Annotated in this window: 16 protein-coding genes and 1 riboswitch; of the genes, 8 read left to right on the top strand and 8 right to left on the bottom strand. The window is 38.2% G+C overall.

The window, feature by feature from the left end:
* Positions 1-22: 22 nt before the first annotated feature.
* Positions 23-1,084 carry a TadA family conjugal transfer-associated ATPase gene (locus BR30_RS33900; RefSeq protein WP_442852988.1) on the bottom strand — a complete coding sequence of 354 codons (1,062 nt, stop codon included), beginning with the start codon at positions 1,082-1,084 and terminating at the stop codon, positions 23-25.
* Between the two features lie 156 nt (positions 1,085-1,240).
* A riboswitch (cyclic di-GMP riboswitch) is annotated at positions 1,241-1,327 on the bottom strand.
* Between the two features lie 250 nt (positions 1,328-1,577).
* Here BR30_RS33900 and BR30_RS0117515 point away from each other — a divergent pair.
* The 6 genes from BR30_RS0117515 to BR30_RS0117490 are packed head-to-tail and all read left to right on the top strand — an operon-like array spanning position 1,578 to position 3,579.
* Entirely contained in the window at positions 1,578-1,799 is a 222-nt protein-coding gene (locus BR30_RS0117515; protein ID WP_026566097.1) for a spore germination protein, read from the top strand.
* 17 nt (positions 1,800-1,816) lie between these two features.
* The gene (locus tag BR30_RS0117510) at positions 1,817-2,047 is read left to right on the top strand and encodes a spore germination protein GerPB (RefSeq protein ID WP_026566096.1); all 231 of its coding nucleotides are present in this window, start codon (positions 1,817-1,819) and stop codon (positions 2,045-2,047) included.
* 58 nt (positions 2,048-2,105) lie between these two features.
* The gene (gerPC, locus tag BR30_RS0117505; protein ID WP_026566095.1) at positions 2,106-2,720 is read left to right on the top strand and encodes a spore germination protein GerPC; all 615 of its coding nucleotides are present in this window, start codon (positions 2,106-2,108) and stop codon (positions 2,718-2,720) included.
* Entirely contained in the window at positions 2,717-2,893 is a 177-nt protein-coding gene (locus BR30_RS0117500) for a spore gernimation protein GerPD (protein ID WP_026566094.1), read from the top strand. The genes gerPC and BR30_RS0117500 overlap by 4 nt, the downstream gene beginning before the upstream one ends.
* Before the next feature lie 5 nt (positions 2,894-2,898).
* Positions 2,899-3,306 (top strand): spore germination protein GerPE, encoded by a 408-nt coding sequence (locus tag BR30_RS0117495; protein ID WP_026566093.1) that lies wholly within the window; start codon positions 2,899-2,901, stop codon positions 3,304-3,306.
* A gap of 54 nt (positions 3,307-3,360) precedes the next feature.
* On the top strand, positions 3,361-3,579 hold the full coding sequence (locus BR30_RS0117490; RefSeq protein WP_026566092.1) for a spore germination protein: 219 nt from the start codon (positions 3,361-3,363) through the stop codon (positions 3,577-3,579).
* 47 nt (positions 3,580-3,626) lie between these two features.
* On the opposite strand, the gene addA is transcribed toward BR30_RS0117490, so the two are convergent.
* From addA to BR30_RS0117465, 5 genes are all read right to left on the bottom strand, one after another.
* Positions 3,627-7,421 (bottom strand): helicase-exonuclease AddAB subunit AddA, encoded by a 3,795-nt coding sequence (gene addA / locus BR30_RS0117485; RefSeq protein WP_035445725.1) that lies wholly within the window; start codon positions 7,419-7,421, stop codon positions 3,627-3,629.
* Complete coding sequence (gene addB, locus BR30_RS0117480; protein ID WP_026566090.1) at positions 7,418-10,909, bottom strand: helicase-exonuclease AddAB subunit AddB; 3,492 nt, start codon at positions 10,907-10,909, stop codon at positions 7,418-7,420. The genes addA and addB overlap by 4 nt, the downstream gene beginning before the upstream one ends.
* Before the next feature lie 176 nt (positions 10,910-11,085).
* Positions 11,086-11,640: a signal peptidase I gene (gene lepB / locus BR30_RS0117475; protein WP_026566089.1), complete on the bottom strand. Its 555-nt coding sequence runs from the start codon at positions 11,638-11,640 to the stop codon at positions 11,086-11,088.
* Complete coding sequence (locus tag BR30_RS0117470; protein ID WP_026566088.1) at positions 11,630-12,295, bottom strand: TVP38/TMEM64 family protein; 666 nt, start codon at positions 12,293-12,295, stop codon at positions 11,630-11,632. The genes lepB and BR30_RS0117470 overlap by 11 nt, the downstream gene beginning before the upstream one ends.
* A gap of 42 nt (positions 12,296-12,337) precedes the next feature.
* Entirely contained in the window at positions 12,338-13,273 is a 936-nt protein-coding gene (locus BR30_RS0117465; RefSeq protein ID WP_026566087.1) for an LCP family protein, read from the bottom strand.
* Between the two features lie 270 nt (positions 13,274-13,543).
* On the opposite strand from BR30_RS0117465, the gene BR30_RS0117460 reads away from it, so the two are divergent.
* Positions 13,544-13,909 carry a YhjD family protein gene (locus BR30_RS0117460; RefSeq protein ID WP_026566086.1) on the top strand — a complete coding sequence of 122 codons (366 nt, stop codon included), beginning with the start codon at positions 13,544-13,546 and terminating at the stop codon, positions 13,907-13,909.
* A 20-nt stretch (positions 13,910-13,929) separates the two neighbouring features.
* Here the strand turns inward: BR30_RS0117460 and BR30_RS0117455 are convergent, their stop codons facing one another.
* A complete protein-coding gene (locus BR30_RS0117455) occupies positions 13,930-14,532 on the bottom strand; it encodes a competence protein ComK (RefSeq protein ID WP_231507745.1) in 603 nt (200 codons plus the stop codon).
* Positions 14,533-14,691: 159 nt separating this feature from the next.
* Here BR30_RS0117455 and BR30_RS0117450 point away from each other — a divergent pair, with 159 nt between their 5' ends.
* Entirely contained in the window at positions 14,692-14,928 is a 237-nt protein-coding gene (locus BR30_RS0117450; RefSeq protein WP_026566084.1) for an IDEAL domain-containing protein, read from the top strand.
* A 125-nt stretch (positions 14,929-15,053) separates the two neighbouring features.
* On the opposite strand, the gene BR30_RS0117445 is transcribed toward BR30_RS0117450, so the two are convergent.
* Entirely contained in the window at positions 15,054-16,325 is a 1,272-nt protein-coding gene (locus BR30_RS0117445) for a M48 family metallopeptidase (protein WP_026566083.1), read from the bottom strand.
* Positions 16,326-16,363 lie beyond the last annotated feature (38 nt).

Raw genomic sequence — 16,363 nt, 5'->3', positions numbered from 1 at the left:
TCAGCCCTTTAGTATTCATAAATTAATGCCACTGGACTTTATTTTCTTTAAACAATGTCGCCGGAATATGAATCCCTGATGCCTCAAGGCGTTCATAAAATTTAGGGCGGACACCAGTCGGTATAAGTTGTCCAATAATTTTCCCCTCAGAATTAAGTCCTTTTTGTTTAAAGGAAAAGATGTCTTGCAGAACGATATTTTCTCCTTCCATTCCTTGAACTTCAGTAATATTGATAATTTTCCTTGTTCCATCCATTAAACGAGTTTGCTGTATAATCACATCGATTGCACTTGCAATTTGCTCTCGTATGGCATTAATAGAATTATTCACTCCGGCTAAAAGGACCATTGTTTCCAAACGGCTAATCATATCCCTTGGACTATATGAGTGCCCTGTAGCAAGTGAACCATCATGGCCTGAATTCATTGCCTGAAGCATATCAAGCGCTTCTCCACCTCGGACTTCTCCGATAATAACACGGTCAGGTCTCATTCGTAACGATTTCTTGAGAAGATCCCGAATCGAAATGGCTCTTTTACCTTTTATTTCGGAAGGTTGAAGCTCTAGTGATATTACTTGATCCTGTCCCAACTGAATCTCAGCTGCATCCTCAACAGTTACGATTCTTTCTTCATCAGGGATAAAATTGGAAAGGGCATTGAGAGTGGTTGTTTTACCAGAACCCGCTCCTCCACTGACAAACATATTTAATCGGGTTTTCACACATGCATCCAAAAAGATGGCGACTTCCTCTGTCATTGTTCCAAAGTCGATTAAATCTTCAATCTCGTAGGGTTCCTTTGAAAATTTCCTGATTGTAATGGCTGGTCCATTTAATGCAAGGGGAGGAATGATGGCATTAACACGTAAGCCATCAGGCAGCCTAGCATCTACCATTGGCGAACTTTCATTGATTCTCCATCCAAGTGGGGTAAGAATTTTGTCGATCATAGTCATGACATGTTCATTGTCACGGAATTGTACTGACGTTAATACCAATTTTCCTTTTCGTTCACAGTACACCTGGTTAGGTCCATTTACCATAACCTCTGAAACATCTTCATCTAAAATAAGGGGATTTATGGGTCCAAAACAGGTTAAGTAGCTGATTAGTTTTCACCTCCGTGAAATAGAAATAGCCCCGCCTTTACCAAAGGGGGGATAAAATTCATAGAATATCCATAGATACATAGAACACCTATGCAGACATAGAATATTCATTATGAAACACCCTAATCTTTCGGTAACTGGCTGGCCTAGTGCAAATGCACCTTAGCCCCTGTAGCTTTGCGTCTCTGATTTTCATCAGGTTTGCCTTTATCGAGAAACAGTGTTTATTTCCGACTGATCTCTTACTCATATAATAGTCCCTTTTCGAATAATCGAAAACCCTTCTTATTTACCATTTTTCGCACAAACAAGTAGGTAATTATTATTATTTTTAATTTATAACTCTACAAATGAATATTAAAAAGCGTATACGATTCTTGATTTCAATAATTTTGGGCGTATCAATCACATTACCTTTGCCCATACATAGGATGTAGAAGATACTATGAAAAAAAGGGTGTTGAAAATGCCAGCAATTGTTGGAGTTGCACAGGTCATTACACTTGGCAGCAGTTCGGTCTTCCATATTGGCGATGTATATAAAATCATGCCATTTTCTACCGCAAAAACATTTTCTGGCGCTGGTTCCTTTAACACTGGGGAAAGCTTACAGCTTCAAAATAATGTAAGTTCCACCAATACAACTGATTCAGATGTTTACGATCAAGGGATTGCACTTAATGCTTAATGAATGGGTGATTTTAAATGAACTTTTATATCCAGCAGTCCATTCAGATTAATTTCATTAAAATTGGCGGGATTACCAATTCCTCAGTTTTACAAATAGGCAGTGCTGGGATTATTAAACCCACGGCTCATTTATATAACACTGGCGGATTTACTGGACCTGCACCACAAACAGTCAAATCTTCAGGCTCTTTATTAGGGACACCAGCAGTCCCCCTACAAGCCGCGGTAAGAAAACCGGATAAATAAGCCGCCTATCTTATGAAAAACGATACGTTTATTGGCGAAATAATTGTGAGGTGATTACATGTATCAGGATTATTCCCAATATCTTCAATGGCTGCAGATGTGTATTCAAGCTCAGGAGAAGAGAATTCTGTCTTTAGAGAGTACTCTCCAAAAAATGCAAGCAGAAATCAAACAATTATATGAAAAACAGGCCATCCATGTAGACAAAATCGAATATAAATTTGATCAACTAAAGGTAGAGACTCTTGAAGGAACGTTAAACATTGGTCTAAATCCATCCGAATTAGCAGGAATTGAAGATTTTGCAGTTCAAAATCAATCCTTATCCACCCCAATGTCACCAAAAGATCAAATGCAAAGATCAATGAAAATCGAGGAAGCCATTTATAGATATTTAGAATCAGATTTACCTCCGATCGTGGAAGCTACTCAGAGAGAATTGAACGTTCTACCAAATGACGAGTATTTAGCATTCATAAAACAAGACATCATTAAACAGCTTCCGAGTAGGATCGAACATCATTTAAACACCAAATCTGCGGACAATCGCACGATTGAAGATGCCCCGTCAGATGATTTAATTATTGAAGCATTAAAAAAGGAAATACAAAATGGGGTAATGGTTTTTTTCAGTAATTTACCTGATAACCTGAAAGGGATGCAAACAGAATGAACTTTGTAGTTTATAACCGCGAACTCTTTGTCCAAAACATAAAAATCACTGGGGTGTCAAGTTCCTCGTTAGTAATGGTAGGCGATACAGATTCAATCCAGTTGGCCTCTACTTTTGATACCCCTGCGGAATCATTAATTATAAGTCCTTTTGTTCCGCTATCACTGGAGTGAACAACATGCTGCAGAGAACCTCTTGTGTAGACACGATTAATATTAAAATCGTCTCTTTTTCCTCTACGGTACAGTTAGGGGATTCCTGTATTATAAATGGTCTTTCTAGAGCACTCGCGGTCCAAAGGGAAGTCGAAGTGTTTTATGGAAATGAAGGGAATTTATCCTATTACCCAGTCTATTCCGAACCTATTCCTTTTCTACCTATTAATGAACCTTTCACATACTCCCGACAAAATCCAAACCCTTTAATTAAGGTTGGCCGAATTGATATTATTGGGATATCTTCAGCTTCCCTCTTACACGTTGGGAACAGCAGCCATGTTTCCATGGAGGCTAGAATTAAGCATATTCGACACTTACAACCAAGTCCTAGAAATGTAGAAAACGAAGGAGAACAAGGACAACAATAAATGCATAAGTTACTCTTAAGGATATAACTAAGTTTACTAAAAAGGATGTTTGGTATGCCAGCGATTATTGGTCCTGTCCAAATCGTTAACGTAGGTGGCGGTATTGTGCAATTCGGCGATACGGTGTATATTTCTCCAAAGAGTGCCTCTAAGACTAATGCAGGCTCAGGTGCATTTAATACCGGTGGATTCATCGTGACGAATTCAGGATTAAGTGGTACAAATGTACTTGATACGAAAGTAATCGATCAGCCAATTGTGGGTAATAATTAAAAAAATGACATAAACCATAAGATGGTCTATGTCATTTTTTATTGAATTTAATCCTTCTCAACCTTTAAAATATGAGCACCGTCAAAGAAAAACAAATACCTCTCATTGACCTTTTTTTTCCAGATTTGCTCAATTGCACGGGTATATAAGTTAATTTGCATCTTGTAGCGGTTCTCAAGAATTGTCTTGGCTTGGTCAAACCCACCTTTATAGCGATCAGTTATTCGATCTGACTTATAATCCACTAAAACCAGCCCATCTTCATCCTCAAAGATGCAGTCAATAATCCCTTGCACAAACACAGATTCATCTTCCTCGTTCCAATTAGGATACACATCACGAGCATGCATGGAAAGTGTAAATGGAACTTCTCTGTTGATTGTTTTAGCATTAAAGTACCTTCGCCCCAAATTGGAATCAAAAAATTGAATAATCAAATTTTTATCAATTACTGCAGCCTGTTCGGGGGTTAATAATTCATTATTGACCATCCATGTTAATTGTTCCTGAAGAGATTCTTGATTCACTGGTTTAGTTAAATCGACGTGCTGCATGACCATATGCATAGCAGAGCCTCGTTCGGCTGGGCTTAATTGCTTTTCCTGCATAAATTTAGGACGTTTTACTATTGATTTTTTAAAGTGATTTACAAGGTCGGTCCCACTTTGTTCATCCGCCATTTCCCTTTGGCGTTTTATTTCAGAAACGGATTGTTTCGAACGATGGCTCGCAGCATTCGAAAAAGAATATTCCCAATCTAAGCGGGACTTAATTTCTTCTGCAAAAGGTGACGTAGTCTCGACAAGTTCACCTTTTTGCACACGTTCAAGAAGTTGATTTTCTTCTATATCTTCTTCTGTTTCATTCTGCTTCACCTCTTCAGCACTTAGCAAAGAAATTTTCCATACGGAAGGGTGATTTGTGATTTCCTCAGGTATAAGGGGATTTATCGTTTCATTAATCCTTAATTCGTTACTGTTTTGATGGCGAACAAGGGCCGGACCAATCCAATCAATATAGCTTGAAACGGCTGCCCGTTCGTAATCTTTCAACAGCCAATCTGTATTAGCTGCAACATCATTCCATTGGTCAATTTTTTTCAGCGCATCTTTTAATGTTGCCGTCAGGTAAAGTTTTTCCTTAGCCCTAGTCATCGCTACATATAAGACACGCATTTCTTCGGCGAGCATTTCCATTTTCTTTTTTCGCTTAAATGCAATTTGTGGTAAGGAAGGGTACGAAATCCTTTTTTCTGCATTTACATACTTAGAAGCAAATCCATATTCTTTATCAAGCATATATGGTTTACGTATATCAGCCATATTAAAGGTTCGGGCCATTCCCGCCATAAATACGACAGGAAATTCAAGCCCTTTGCTGCTATGAATAGTCATAATTCGGACAACGTCCTCTTGCTCTCCAAGTGCCCTTGCTGCCCCGAGATCGTCTCCTCTTTCCATCATTCGTTCAATAAACCGCAGGAACCGGAACAAACCACGGAAAGAAGTATGTTCATATTGCCGTGCTCTATCATATAATGCACGCAGGTTTGCCTGACGCTGCTTTCCTCCCGGTAGGCCTCCGACAAAATCATAAAACTGGGTATCTCTGTATAACTGCCATATTAACTCAAACAAAGATCCCTGTCTTGCCATAGAGCGCCATTCTGTCAAAAAGTCATAAAAGCGGCGCAGTTTTTCGTAAAATGCAGCCGTATTTTCAGCTTGTTTACTCTTACAAAAGGCAGAAACTGCTTCCCAAAATGAGCCTCGTTTCTGTTGAATGCGGATTATTGATAGTTCCTCCTCGTTCAACCCGACGATGGGGGACCGTAATACAGCGGCAAGGGGGATGTCTTGGAATGGATTATCAATAACACGCAGGAGTGAAATCATAATGGCTACTTCCGTTGCGTTAAAGTACCCCGTTGAGAGGCTGGCATAAATGGGAATCCCTTGCTGCTTGAATTCTTCCATAATCTGCGGTGCCCATGTCATCGAACGGAGCAGAATAACTGTATCCCGATACATGAGCGGCCGAGTAGATTTCGTTTTTGGATTATATACTGGTGCTCCAGTAGCTACTAATTCCTTAATTTTAGAAGCAATAACCCTTGCTTCGAGTTGGGATTGTTCCAGTCCAACTGCATCAAATTCTTCTAGTTCCGCCTCTGCCCCTGCCTCACCTTCAGATGTCGCAGTTGATGATTCCTTTTCTTCAACGTTTTGGTTAATAAGCAGAAGTTCAACCGGAAAGGTCTCATCTTCTGGATAGGGTGCACCAGCACGTAACTCTGCCGCCTCGTCATATTCGATTTCGCCAACCTTGACACCCATAATTTGTTTAAATAAATAATTGGTAGCATCGAGCACTTCACTTCTGCTTCGGAAATTTCGTGCTAAATCAATACGTAATCCCGTTGACTCTCCATCAACTTTAAAGCGGGTATACTTGCCTAAGAAAAGGTTTGGCTCAGCCAATCGAAAGCGGTAAATGGACTGTTTAACATCTCCGACCATAAACATATTTCCATTGTGCTCTTCTTTCTTCGTTACAAGTTTCAGGATGGTTTCCTGCACCATATTTGTGTCTTGATATTCATCACAATAGACTTCTTTAAAATGCCTTTGGTATGCAAGGGCCGCTTCCGATGGAAGAAATTCACCCTCAGTTGAGATTTCCTTTGTCAAAATGCCAAGGCAGTAATGTTCTAAATCAGCATAATCGACAAGTCCTTTTTCTCTTTTCACCTTTGCAAACCGCTGAGAAAATTCCTTCACAAGATGAATCAATGTTTCTATTAATGGCCGCATCTCTTCCATATCACGTAAAAAGCTCTCAGGTTTTCGAGAGAATAATTCCCCTTTTATATCTTGAATTTTTTTCTTTGCTTTATCGCGGAGTTTTTGGGCCTTCTCCGTTAGTTCTTTATCAAAGTGATCACCTTTCACTTGTTTTGCCCGTGAAAAAGACCAGGTCATTAATGCTTGATAAAGTGTTTCCCAAGAGTCCTTTTTGGCAAGTAGAAGAGTATCAATTACCATTAAATCATCTAGAAAATTTTCAGCTCTAGGTGCTGGTCCGCCTGGGAGCTTCGTTACTTCCAGCCCCCGGTTTATCATTTCTCTAGCCGCTTCTAATTGTAGTTCAATATCAAATAGCAGGTCCTGTATAAAGGGAAGGTCCTCTATATTTTGAATCGATGAAACATCATACATATTTATTATTGACCGTAAATATTGATCTGGCTCTGGATTTGAGCTAGCAAAATCGTAAATAGACCGAACAATATCCATTAAGGCAGCATCGCTGCGGTCATTAGTGAATGAATCCACTAGGTTAAAAAAGGCTTCATTATCTTTTTGGCCATATTCTTCTTCAAATAACTCGTCCATCACTTCATCGCGGATTAATTGCGCCTCTGTTTCATCAGCAATTCGAAACCCTGGATCTACGTCGATTAAGTAATAATATTTTCGGATGACTTCCATACAAAAGGAGTGGAGCGTTGAAATGGATGCTTTGTTTAATAAGCTGAGCTGTTTTCTTAAATGGCGAGACCTTGGGTCAGCATCAATAGCTTTTTCTAGTGCCTCCCCTATTCGATGCCGCATCTCAGCTGCCGATGCATTCGTAAAGGTCACTACTAATAATTCATCAACATCAATCGGACCTTCCTTTGAAAGAATTTTTTGAATGATTCTTTCCACGAGGACAGCCGTCTTTCCCGAACCAGCCGCTGCCGCGACGAGTATATCTCTATCCTTTGCCATTATTGCCTTCCATTGGTCATCAGTCCATGTTACATTTTCTGGCTTGGGCGGAATAGCAACCTTACTCATGATTCTCGAACCTCCTTCCTAATCAATTCTAGTACATCTTCTTTCGAGTGCGGTGTGAGAACCCGGAATTGATTAGTCTCAATGGCCTCGTCAAATTGACAAACTGATTTATAAGAACAAAATGTACAAGGTGTTTTATCCTTTAATTTATATGGTGCTATATCAATCTGTCCATCGATTATAGCGTTACCTGTTTTTAGATATAATTTACGGACATAAGTTTTCAGGTCATCAAACTCTGATAGACTGGCAACCTTTGATTTTTTAGATAAATTCCCATCTTTTTTTATACCAGCCGCAATAATTTGTGAATCACCCGATTCAAGTGTTTTGTCCATAAGCCGGATTACATTTTGATCACTTACCATTAATCCATTCATCTTAAATTTTTTCATCATTTCCTTTTCGATTTCATCAATCGTCAACATTTTGGTTGTATTAATAAAAGGATTATGAACATGGAAATAGAGAACACCTGCAGGACTGGCTTTCATCTCTACCAATTCATTCGAATGTGTCATGACAATATCAAGGTAGGTTAACATTTGCAGTGCAAGCCCATAATACACTTCACTAAAATTGACATCCTTTTCACTCGACTTGTAATCAATAACTCGTAAAAAGACGCTGTCATCTGCAGCTTTTGCCTGATCGACTCGATCAATTCTACCAGCTAACTCCATTCTTTTCCCATTTTTCAGTGAGAATGATAATGGCGGCAGTTTTCCATTTGGTCCAAATCCTAATTCCAAACCAATAGGTGAAAAACCACTCACTTTAGCATGCTCACTTAAAACTACAGAGGCTCGGGTAATAATTTGCTCCAATTTCCGTTTTATATAATGATGTCTCTCTGAACTTAATAATATTTCGTTTTGCAGTTTAGGAGCTAATGTCATGACTGCTTCCTTCGAGAGCTCTTCACATTGTTTCCTTGAAAGCTCTGCCCAAGAAAGGTTTTGTTCATTGACAATATCCGCTATCTGTTTTAGGGCCGCATGAAACAACTCCCCGATATCAGGAGCCTCTAATCGATATACTTGGCGGTCCCGGAGCTTTAAACCGTGCTGAGCGAAATGAGAAAAAGCACAGGAGTTATATAGTTCCATTCTAGAAACACTAGCTTGAATGGCTTCGCCATATAATTCATCTGCTGTCTCTGTAGAAAGTTTTACGGCTGGGTTCGAATAAAACAGGCTTGAAAACACTTTTTGGGCCTTGTCCTTCCCTGAACTCTCAAGATAGTAGTTATAAACATCCCACCAAAGATCAGAAATGGGATATCCTCGTTTTTTCCATTGCAGTTGGGAATTGAGGTAAGACAACGTAGTTGTAAAATTTGAAATAAAACTTAGTTGGCTCCGTTCCGAAACTTGTGATGGATCTGAAACGTAGAAAAGCTCATTAGCATCTGGAAACATATCTTTTAGTCTCTTAATATACGAGGAAGGAATTAACGCTTTTCCTTCATCATTCGCAAGTGGATAACACACAAAAAGGGCTTCAGATGGTGCGGTAAAAGCCTTATAGGCTAGATAGTTTTCATCGAGCAACCGTGTCCTGCTGCTAAGTGCGATATTGACCCCAGCTGCCAAAAGCATTTCCCTGTCTTCATCTGAAAGAATCCCTTCATCCGATATTTTCGCAGGCAATATTCCTTCAGTGACACCCACCACAAAGACAATTTTTATTTCATTCAGCCTTGATTTTTCTAAATCCCCAACCAAAACCTGGTCAAGTGCAGGTGGAATAAGTGAAAAATGTAAGGATTCAAAACCTGACTCTAACACCGCCGCGAATGCCTTTAATGGGACTGGCTCATCCCCGAGTATTTCAACATATTGATCGAGCAGATCAATGACAGCATTCCAGACTTGTTCGTGCTCACGCATTTTTACAAGATTACCCTTTTCCTCGGCATCTGCCTTCCACTTTTCAAGTTTTGCTGGGACATCCAATTCCTCTAGCAATAAATAGATAGCTTCGCAGAGTTTTCGTCCTGAATCCGCTTTTTTCAATCTTCTAGATAATCGTAATAACGGCGCTGTTATCATCAGTTTTAATTCATTTAACTCTTGTTCCATTTCTTTTTCTGCATCGGTTTGAGAATTAACTTCTAATTCCAGCCCTCTAATGCGTCGATAGCTCCAACGATCTTTTTTTGTCCACTTACTTCCGTTTATTCCGTATGCTAGACAATAATTTTCTAGTTTGTCCATTTTCTCTCGCATTTTAGCGGTATTTTCCTGAATGGGGAATAATAATTCTGTCTTAATCACTCTAAATACCGGTTCATAGCGCCAATAAGAATTAATCACCTCAAGACTTGATCGGATTAATTCAATTAAAGGATGGTTAAGCATCGTCCTTTTTTGGTCAATAAAATAGGGAATCTGATAATCGTTGAAAACTGGTTCAACAATCTCATGATAGTCCCCCCCATTTCTGATTAACAAAGCGATATCCCGGTACCTGAAACCCTTTGCTCTGACAAAATCACGAATCTCTCTGGCGATCCCTTCTATCTCGGCTCTACGATTTACTGCTTGGCAAATATTAATTTGGGACTTATCCAAATATGGTACTACAGGCCGCGTATCAAATTTTTCTTCCAGGTGACGCAATGATGGCTCAGTCCATTTTTTTTGCTCTTTTAAAATGACAGGCTGTTCCATCTCGATACCGTTTGCTTTAGCTAAATCATAAATGGAAAAACAAGTTCCACCGGATAAGCGAAATAAGTCTAGTTCATCAGGAGCTGAACCAACGGACAAGTGCTCGGTGGTTAGTGCAATTGAAACAGTTTGGCAATGCTTCATTAATTCCACCATTACCCGATATTCCTGGGGTGAAAAACTATCAAAACCATCGATATATATTTCTGCATCTTTTAAATAGGTTGAATGAGACACTTTCTCCGCTAATAGTGTAAAGTAATCCTCTGAATCAATATATTTACCAAAAATTTCGTCCTCGAACTTTTTATAAATAATTTCTAAATCTTTGATTTTATCATTTAAGGCATTGGCAGCCGTTGTATCACCATTTGATTGAAATCCGTTCTGAATTAACTCCTCTGGTCTTATACAATATCGTTTAAATTCAGTTATCATTTGCTCAAGCTGTTTGATAAATCCAGTTTTATCAGCAGCACGCTGAAAAAGTCCTAGCTGTTCCTTTTGCTCTTCAATAATTTTGCGAATGAGCATGCTCATCCCTACACTGCTTAAATGGATTCGGCTAATCCCGCCTGTTTCTTGCAAAATCCGCCACGCTAGTCGTGAAAAACTATATACTTGAGCGCGGATCATTCCACCGATTGCCGGGTCTGTTGCCAAGCGATATTCAGATAAAAAGGTCATCTGTTCTGGAACGATATAAATAATCGGTGTACCCTCTGGTTTTTCCTGAAGCCGCTCCTTTATTTCTTCAAGGAACATAGCTGTTTTGCCGCTTCCTGACCGACCAATTACCATTCTTAATGACATGTAAAAACCCCGCTTTCCACAACCACTCTTAAACTTTATATCTCTCATTCTATCACAAAATAAGCACAAACGTTTGGAATACCAGTGTACAGATTCAAGCCATAAATGGTAAATTCTACGGTTTTAAACAAAAAAAACACGATTGTTCATCGTGTATAGTGCCTTAATCTCTTTATTTAAAAATGGACATCCATTTCATTTAATGGCCAGTAGCGTAAATCTACTTTGCCTACTACTTGACTAGCTTTTATAAAACCGAATTGCCGGCTGTCCCAACTTCCTAATCGATTATCACCAAGAACAAATAATTTTCCGTCAGGGACTGTATTTTCACCGGTAATTTCTTTTAAGCTGAAATCACCAGTAATCCTTATTCCAGGAGATTTTTGTTTATACACATTTAAAAATGGCTCTTCATACTTATGACCATTAATATACAACAGATCATCACGATATTCGATTTTATCACCTGGCAGGCCGATGATTCGTTTGACAAAATCCTCTTTTTTATTGGCATGAAAAACAATTACATCAAATCGATTTAATTCCCCCACTTGATAACCAAGCTTATTAACTACCAGCTTGTTCCCATCCTGAAGCGTTGGCATCATTGATTCGCCTTCTACTACATAATTTGAAAAGAAAAATGTACGAATAAAAGCAAAAATAATGATTCCAATCGCAAAAGCCTTAGCCCATTCCATGCCTTCCTTTTTCCATTCAATCTTCATTAACGCTCCTCCGTCTCTCCTGTTTATAGTTTCTATCTATTTCACCATTATGGTCAGTTTCTATGCTCTTATTCATTCTGCCTTCAATTCTTTTACCAACAAACCAAAGAATGAATATAATAAGCAGTACTACAACAGTCCGAAGCGGCTTCGTCAGCAATGACTGGATATCATAGCCCACAAAACTAATTGTGAATATCATCACCATCTTCCCGATTACCACAGCTAACATGTATTGGGAAAGGCGTATTTTAGAAAGACCTGCAACTATATTCACTACAGCTGAGGGGGTAAATGGAAAACATAGCATTAAAAAGAGGGGGCCGAATCCATGACGATCCAGCCAATCCATCAATTTACGAACCTGAGGGTGCTTGGACAAAAAAGATAATAACTTTTGCTGCCCATACCTTCTGACTAGTAAAAATACGAGCATGGCCCCCATACAGGCTCCGAGCCATGAGTATAAAAATCCTAACCAAAGTCCAAAAGCACTGGCATTAGCCATTACAAATAAAAACAATGGGAGAAAAGGCAAAAATGCTTCAATGACAATAAGCATTATGCCAGGTATGGGGCCAAGGGCTCGATATTCCCGAATTAGATTCATTATATGTTCAAGCGTAAACCATGCTCTTAATGATTCAATGTCCATCCTATTTCTCCTCATTTTTTTACGAATTAGCAGTGCCAATAATTACTTTGTGATAAATTGATGAAGTGCCTCTTTATTTTTTTCGACATTGATATCTAATACAGCTCCCTCTCCAGCTATTCGCGCATTAGAATAGCTATTTTCGACTGGAATTCGTAACGTATCAATATTTCCACGATCATTTGAAAAGAAATCCTTCGCCATAAATGTTATGTCTCCCGTATCCATATTTGTATTAACATAAGGCGATACTACGCCAATAAGTTTAGGGAGCTTAGGAATCGTTTGCAGACCCATCAATTGGTCTCCAATGGCCTTAACCGCCTTTTGTTGACGTTCCACCCTTCCAAAATCGCCTATGGCATCATGACGGTAGCGGACGTAACCAAGCATTTCCTCTCCATTTAATTTTTGCAGACCTGGCTCTAAAGTTACATCAATATTTTTTGACATTTTTTTCTCTACATCGATTTCTACACCATTAGGGAATGCTTCGTCAATAAGCTGGACAAAACCTTGAAAATCGACAATGACATAGTATTGAAGATCAATATCAAAATTTTGCTTAATGGTTTGCCTCATTAATTCTGGTCCACCGCGTGCAAATGCAGAATTAACCTTATGTTTACCATGCCCCGGTATCTCGAGGTAACTGTCCCTCATGATTGAAGTTAGTTTAAAGGTTCCTTTGTCTTCATTATAATGAACAATCATGATTGTATCTGCGCGAGACTTTTCTTTACCTCTTGCATCACTTCCAAGCACAAGGATATTCGTCCCCCCATACTGATCTTTTTGCCCTTCGAAAGTATAGGCAACATTTGATGCGTTTTTATCAATTTTTTTTAATGATTGGTTAACGCCCTGCTTGTACTGAAAAAAAGCATAGCCTGCCACTGCCCCAATTAACAGTAAGAATATCAGTAAAACAGATGGCCATCGTTTCTTTTTCTTCACTTGATGTTTATCAGATCTCATTGTTTATCACCTATTCATCCACGTTTTTTATGCTCCTATTTATATGACTGTTTTTTCTCTTTAGGGGTTTCTTCATTTAATTCATTTTCCCCCATCAGATATCCTTCTATTAATAAAAACTTTCTCATATAACAACTGCAATTTTCAATAAATAAAACTCGCCAAATGACGAGTTTTGTTTATGTAAAGTCCTATTGCTTTTGATGTTCCTTTTTTGTAAAATATAGAAGAACGTTTGTTCTTATTGTAACGAAAGGTGTGACTGAAAAAATGACCAGAATCCCCGAAGATGATCGAGACATAATGGAGAAGGCAATGTATTTGCCAATGGTTCTAATTATCTTAAACCGGGATTTAACCGTTGTCGAAAAGAGCCCTTTTAAATTAAAACAACCCTATTTAGATTTGATTGAGGAAACGATGAAGGAAATACAGAAGGAATTGGCGGAAGTAAAACAATATATGAAAAAAAATAAACTTCAGGTAATTAAAACAAAACGGGACGATGCTTTTACTTTATACAGGTTTATTTATAAAGGCTACGAAGAAAACCATAATTACTTTAACCCAAGGATACGTAATAAGGTCCAAGAATTAATGGAGGCCTATTTATTAAAAAAACATCTGTCCCGTTAATTGTATAGAAATAATCAACCTTATTTTGGATCCTTCGAATGGGCATCGTATTCTAGGGAGCTTTCCAGTGCATTTATTAACTGGGGTCCATTTGCCTTATTAAAGATTTTTCTCCCATTACTTTCTATTCTTTGCATGAGCTTTGTTTTTAATAATGAAGTTCTTAACATCTGTCCTTCTATTGTACTAACCGGAACAGGAAATATATGTGATTTTTTGTTGCGGAAAATGATCATTGTCTTTTGTGCGGCTACGCGTCGATAACATTCTACATGTTCAAATGCTATCCAAATACACTCAGGTTTTAGCGGCGAAACTGTAGGAAAAAAATAGATGTGGTAAGTTGGTTCAATGATGATTGGGAGTTTTCGAAAATAACCAATTAGTTGCCGTGTTCCTCTTTTCCTGCTTTCGTAATCAACACCATAATAATTGCAACTTTTTTTAATTAGATCCAAAGGCTTAACGGGTAGCAAGAATTCATCTTCTACTTCCACTACACGTGAGTAACTTTTACTTCCATATGCCACTGGTTCTACAAACATCGTACGTGAATTGATTTCATAATCTTCGATCTCGGTTTGTTTCAATCTATTCAACTCCTTTTTCATCTTATCCATCATATCTTAACACTCCTTGTTTTATATTCCCTTACTTTTCTAAACTGTTCCTAAATTATTCACAAAATTTAGGCTAAATAAATATTTATCTGAAAATTTAAAAACTAATGATATTCTTCAAAAAAAACCATATAATTTTAAAAAGCATCAGAGGTGATTTTCATGAATGAAAAATCATACACGGAATTAATGAAACTTGGTGCCATGAAACGCAATCGCTTGAAAGAGAACTTTGTCCAGGATTTATACATCGACATGCTGCTGTCCGAAATTCAGCTAACAGTCGAAAGAGAAAAATTACTGCAAAAAATCGATGCGGCCATTGATTCTCGAGACAAAAAGTCATTTCTACTGTTATCGGGGCAACTAACGGAAATTAACAAAAAGTTTGGAACGTAAATAATTTTTAACTGCCGTCATGACTGACGGCTTTTTTAGTTCATCAAATGCTTGTTGTGTAATTTTATGTAACAAAAAAGGCTGGAGACATATAACAATGTCTTAGCCTTTTTTGTAGTTTATACCTATTTATTTCTGTGGTTCACCTCGTACTCTTCAAGCATCGATATCCGATCAAGCATCGAAGGATGGGTATACCTGAAGATTTTTACTAATAACGGCGGATTTACTTGACTTAAACCAGAACGAGTTAATTCCTGAAAAGAAGTAATCGCTGCTTTTGGATTTTTGGTCATTTCAATCGCATATTTGTCGGCGCGTGTTTCCTGATAACGGGAAGTAAAATTGGTAAATGGACTGGCAGCAAACAGGAGCATCGAAAGGATCATAAAAAATAATGGAAGGGAGCGGATATCTCTTACATCTGAGATTTTCAATTCGTTGCCCCATCGTTTGGTTGCCCAATTCATTATCCTATAGGTCAAATACAAACCGAGGAGTGAAATCAGCAAGTAACCAGCTATTCCAAAATAAATATGTTTTTCAACATAATGGCACATTTCATGAGCCATTATAAATAAGATTTGATTATCCGATAGTTTATTTAAGGTAGTATCCCACAGGACAATCCGAGCATTAGAACCAATCCCCGTGACATAGGCATTTAAAGCATTGGTTTCTTCTGACTTATTCACTTCAAATACATGAGTGGCTGGAATTTGAGCCTTTTCGGCCAGTGTCAGGATTTTTGTTTCCAATGCTTTATTTTTTAAAGGATAAAAGTCATTATATAACGGGTCAATCACAACTGGCTGGAGAAACATCATAAATAATGTAAACGGAATAGATAAAAGCCACCCATACAGCCACCAGCGTTTCTGACTTTTCTTCATCAACCAGTATAATACAGGGACAATGATCAGCCATGTCCCATAATTAATCCAAAAATCGATTAACTCATCTTTCATCCAGGAAGCAAACGACTGGGTCGAAATATTATAGGTTTTAGATAATTTAAAACTAATATAGCTTAATGGAAATGTTGCCAAATAAGCGAAAACAGATAACCAAATTAGATAAATGGCTGTTTGCAGCATTTTATACTTAGAGGAGTTTTCAGCCCAATTCTTGAATGCTTTAGATAAGCCGAATAATAATATCAAGAAGTAAATGAGCCATTCTAAGGGAGTAGATAAGAAAAATAATAAATTTCTTATTTTGGAGTACTCCTCACTCAACATAAGTTCCCTGCCATTCAAAAAGGTGGCCGGGTCCGCCTTCGATCCTTCATATTCAAACGGAAGGCTCGAATCAGCAAAATAGAATAAATACCAATAAATAATCAATCCATATAGAATGTAGCCCACAACCGCATAGACTCCCATTTTTCTCGCCATGATTTGTCCCCCTTTGTGTACAGACTCTCTATATTTAG

It is taken from the genome of Bacillus sp. UNC41MFS5 (assembly GCF_000686805.1).
This window is presented reverse-complemented; position numbering and strand designations above follow the sequence as displayed.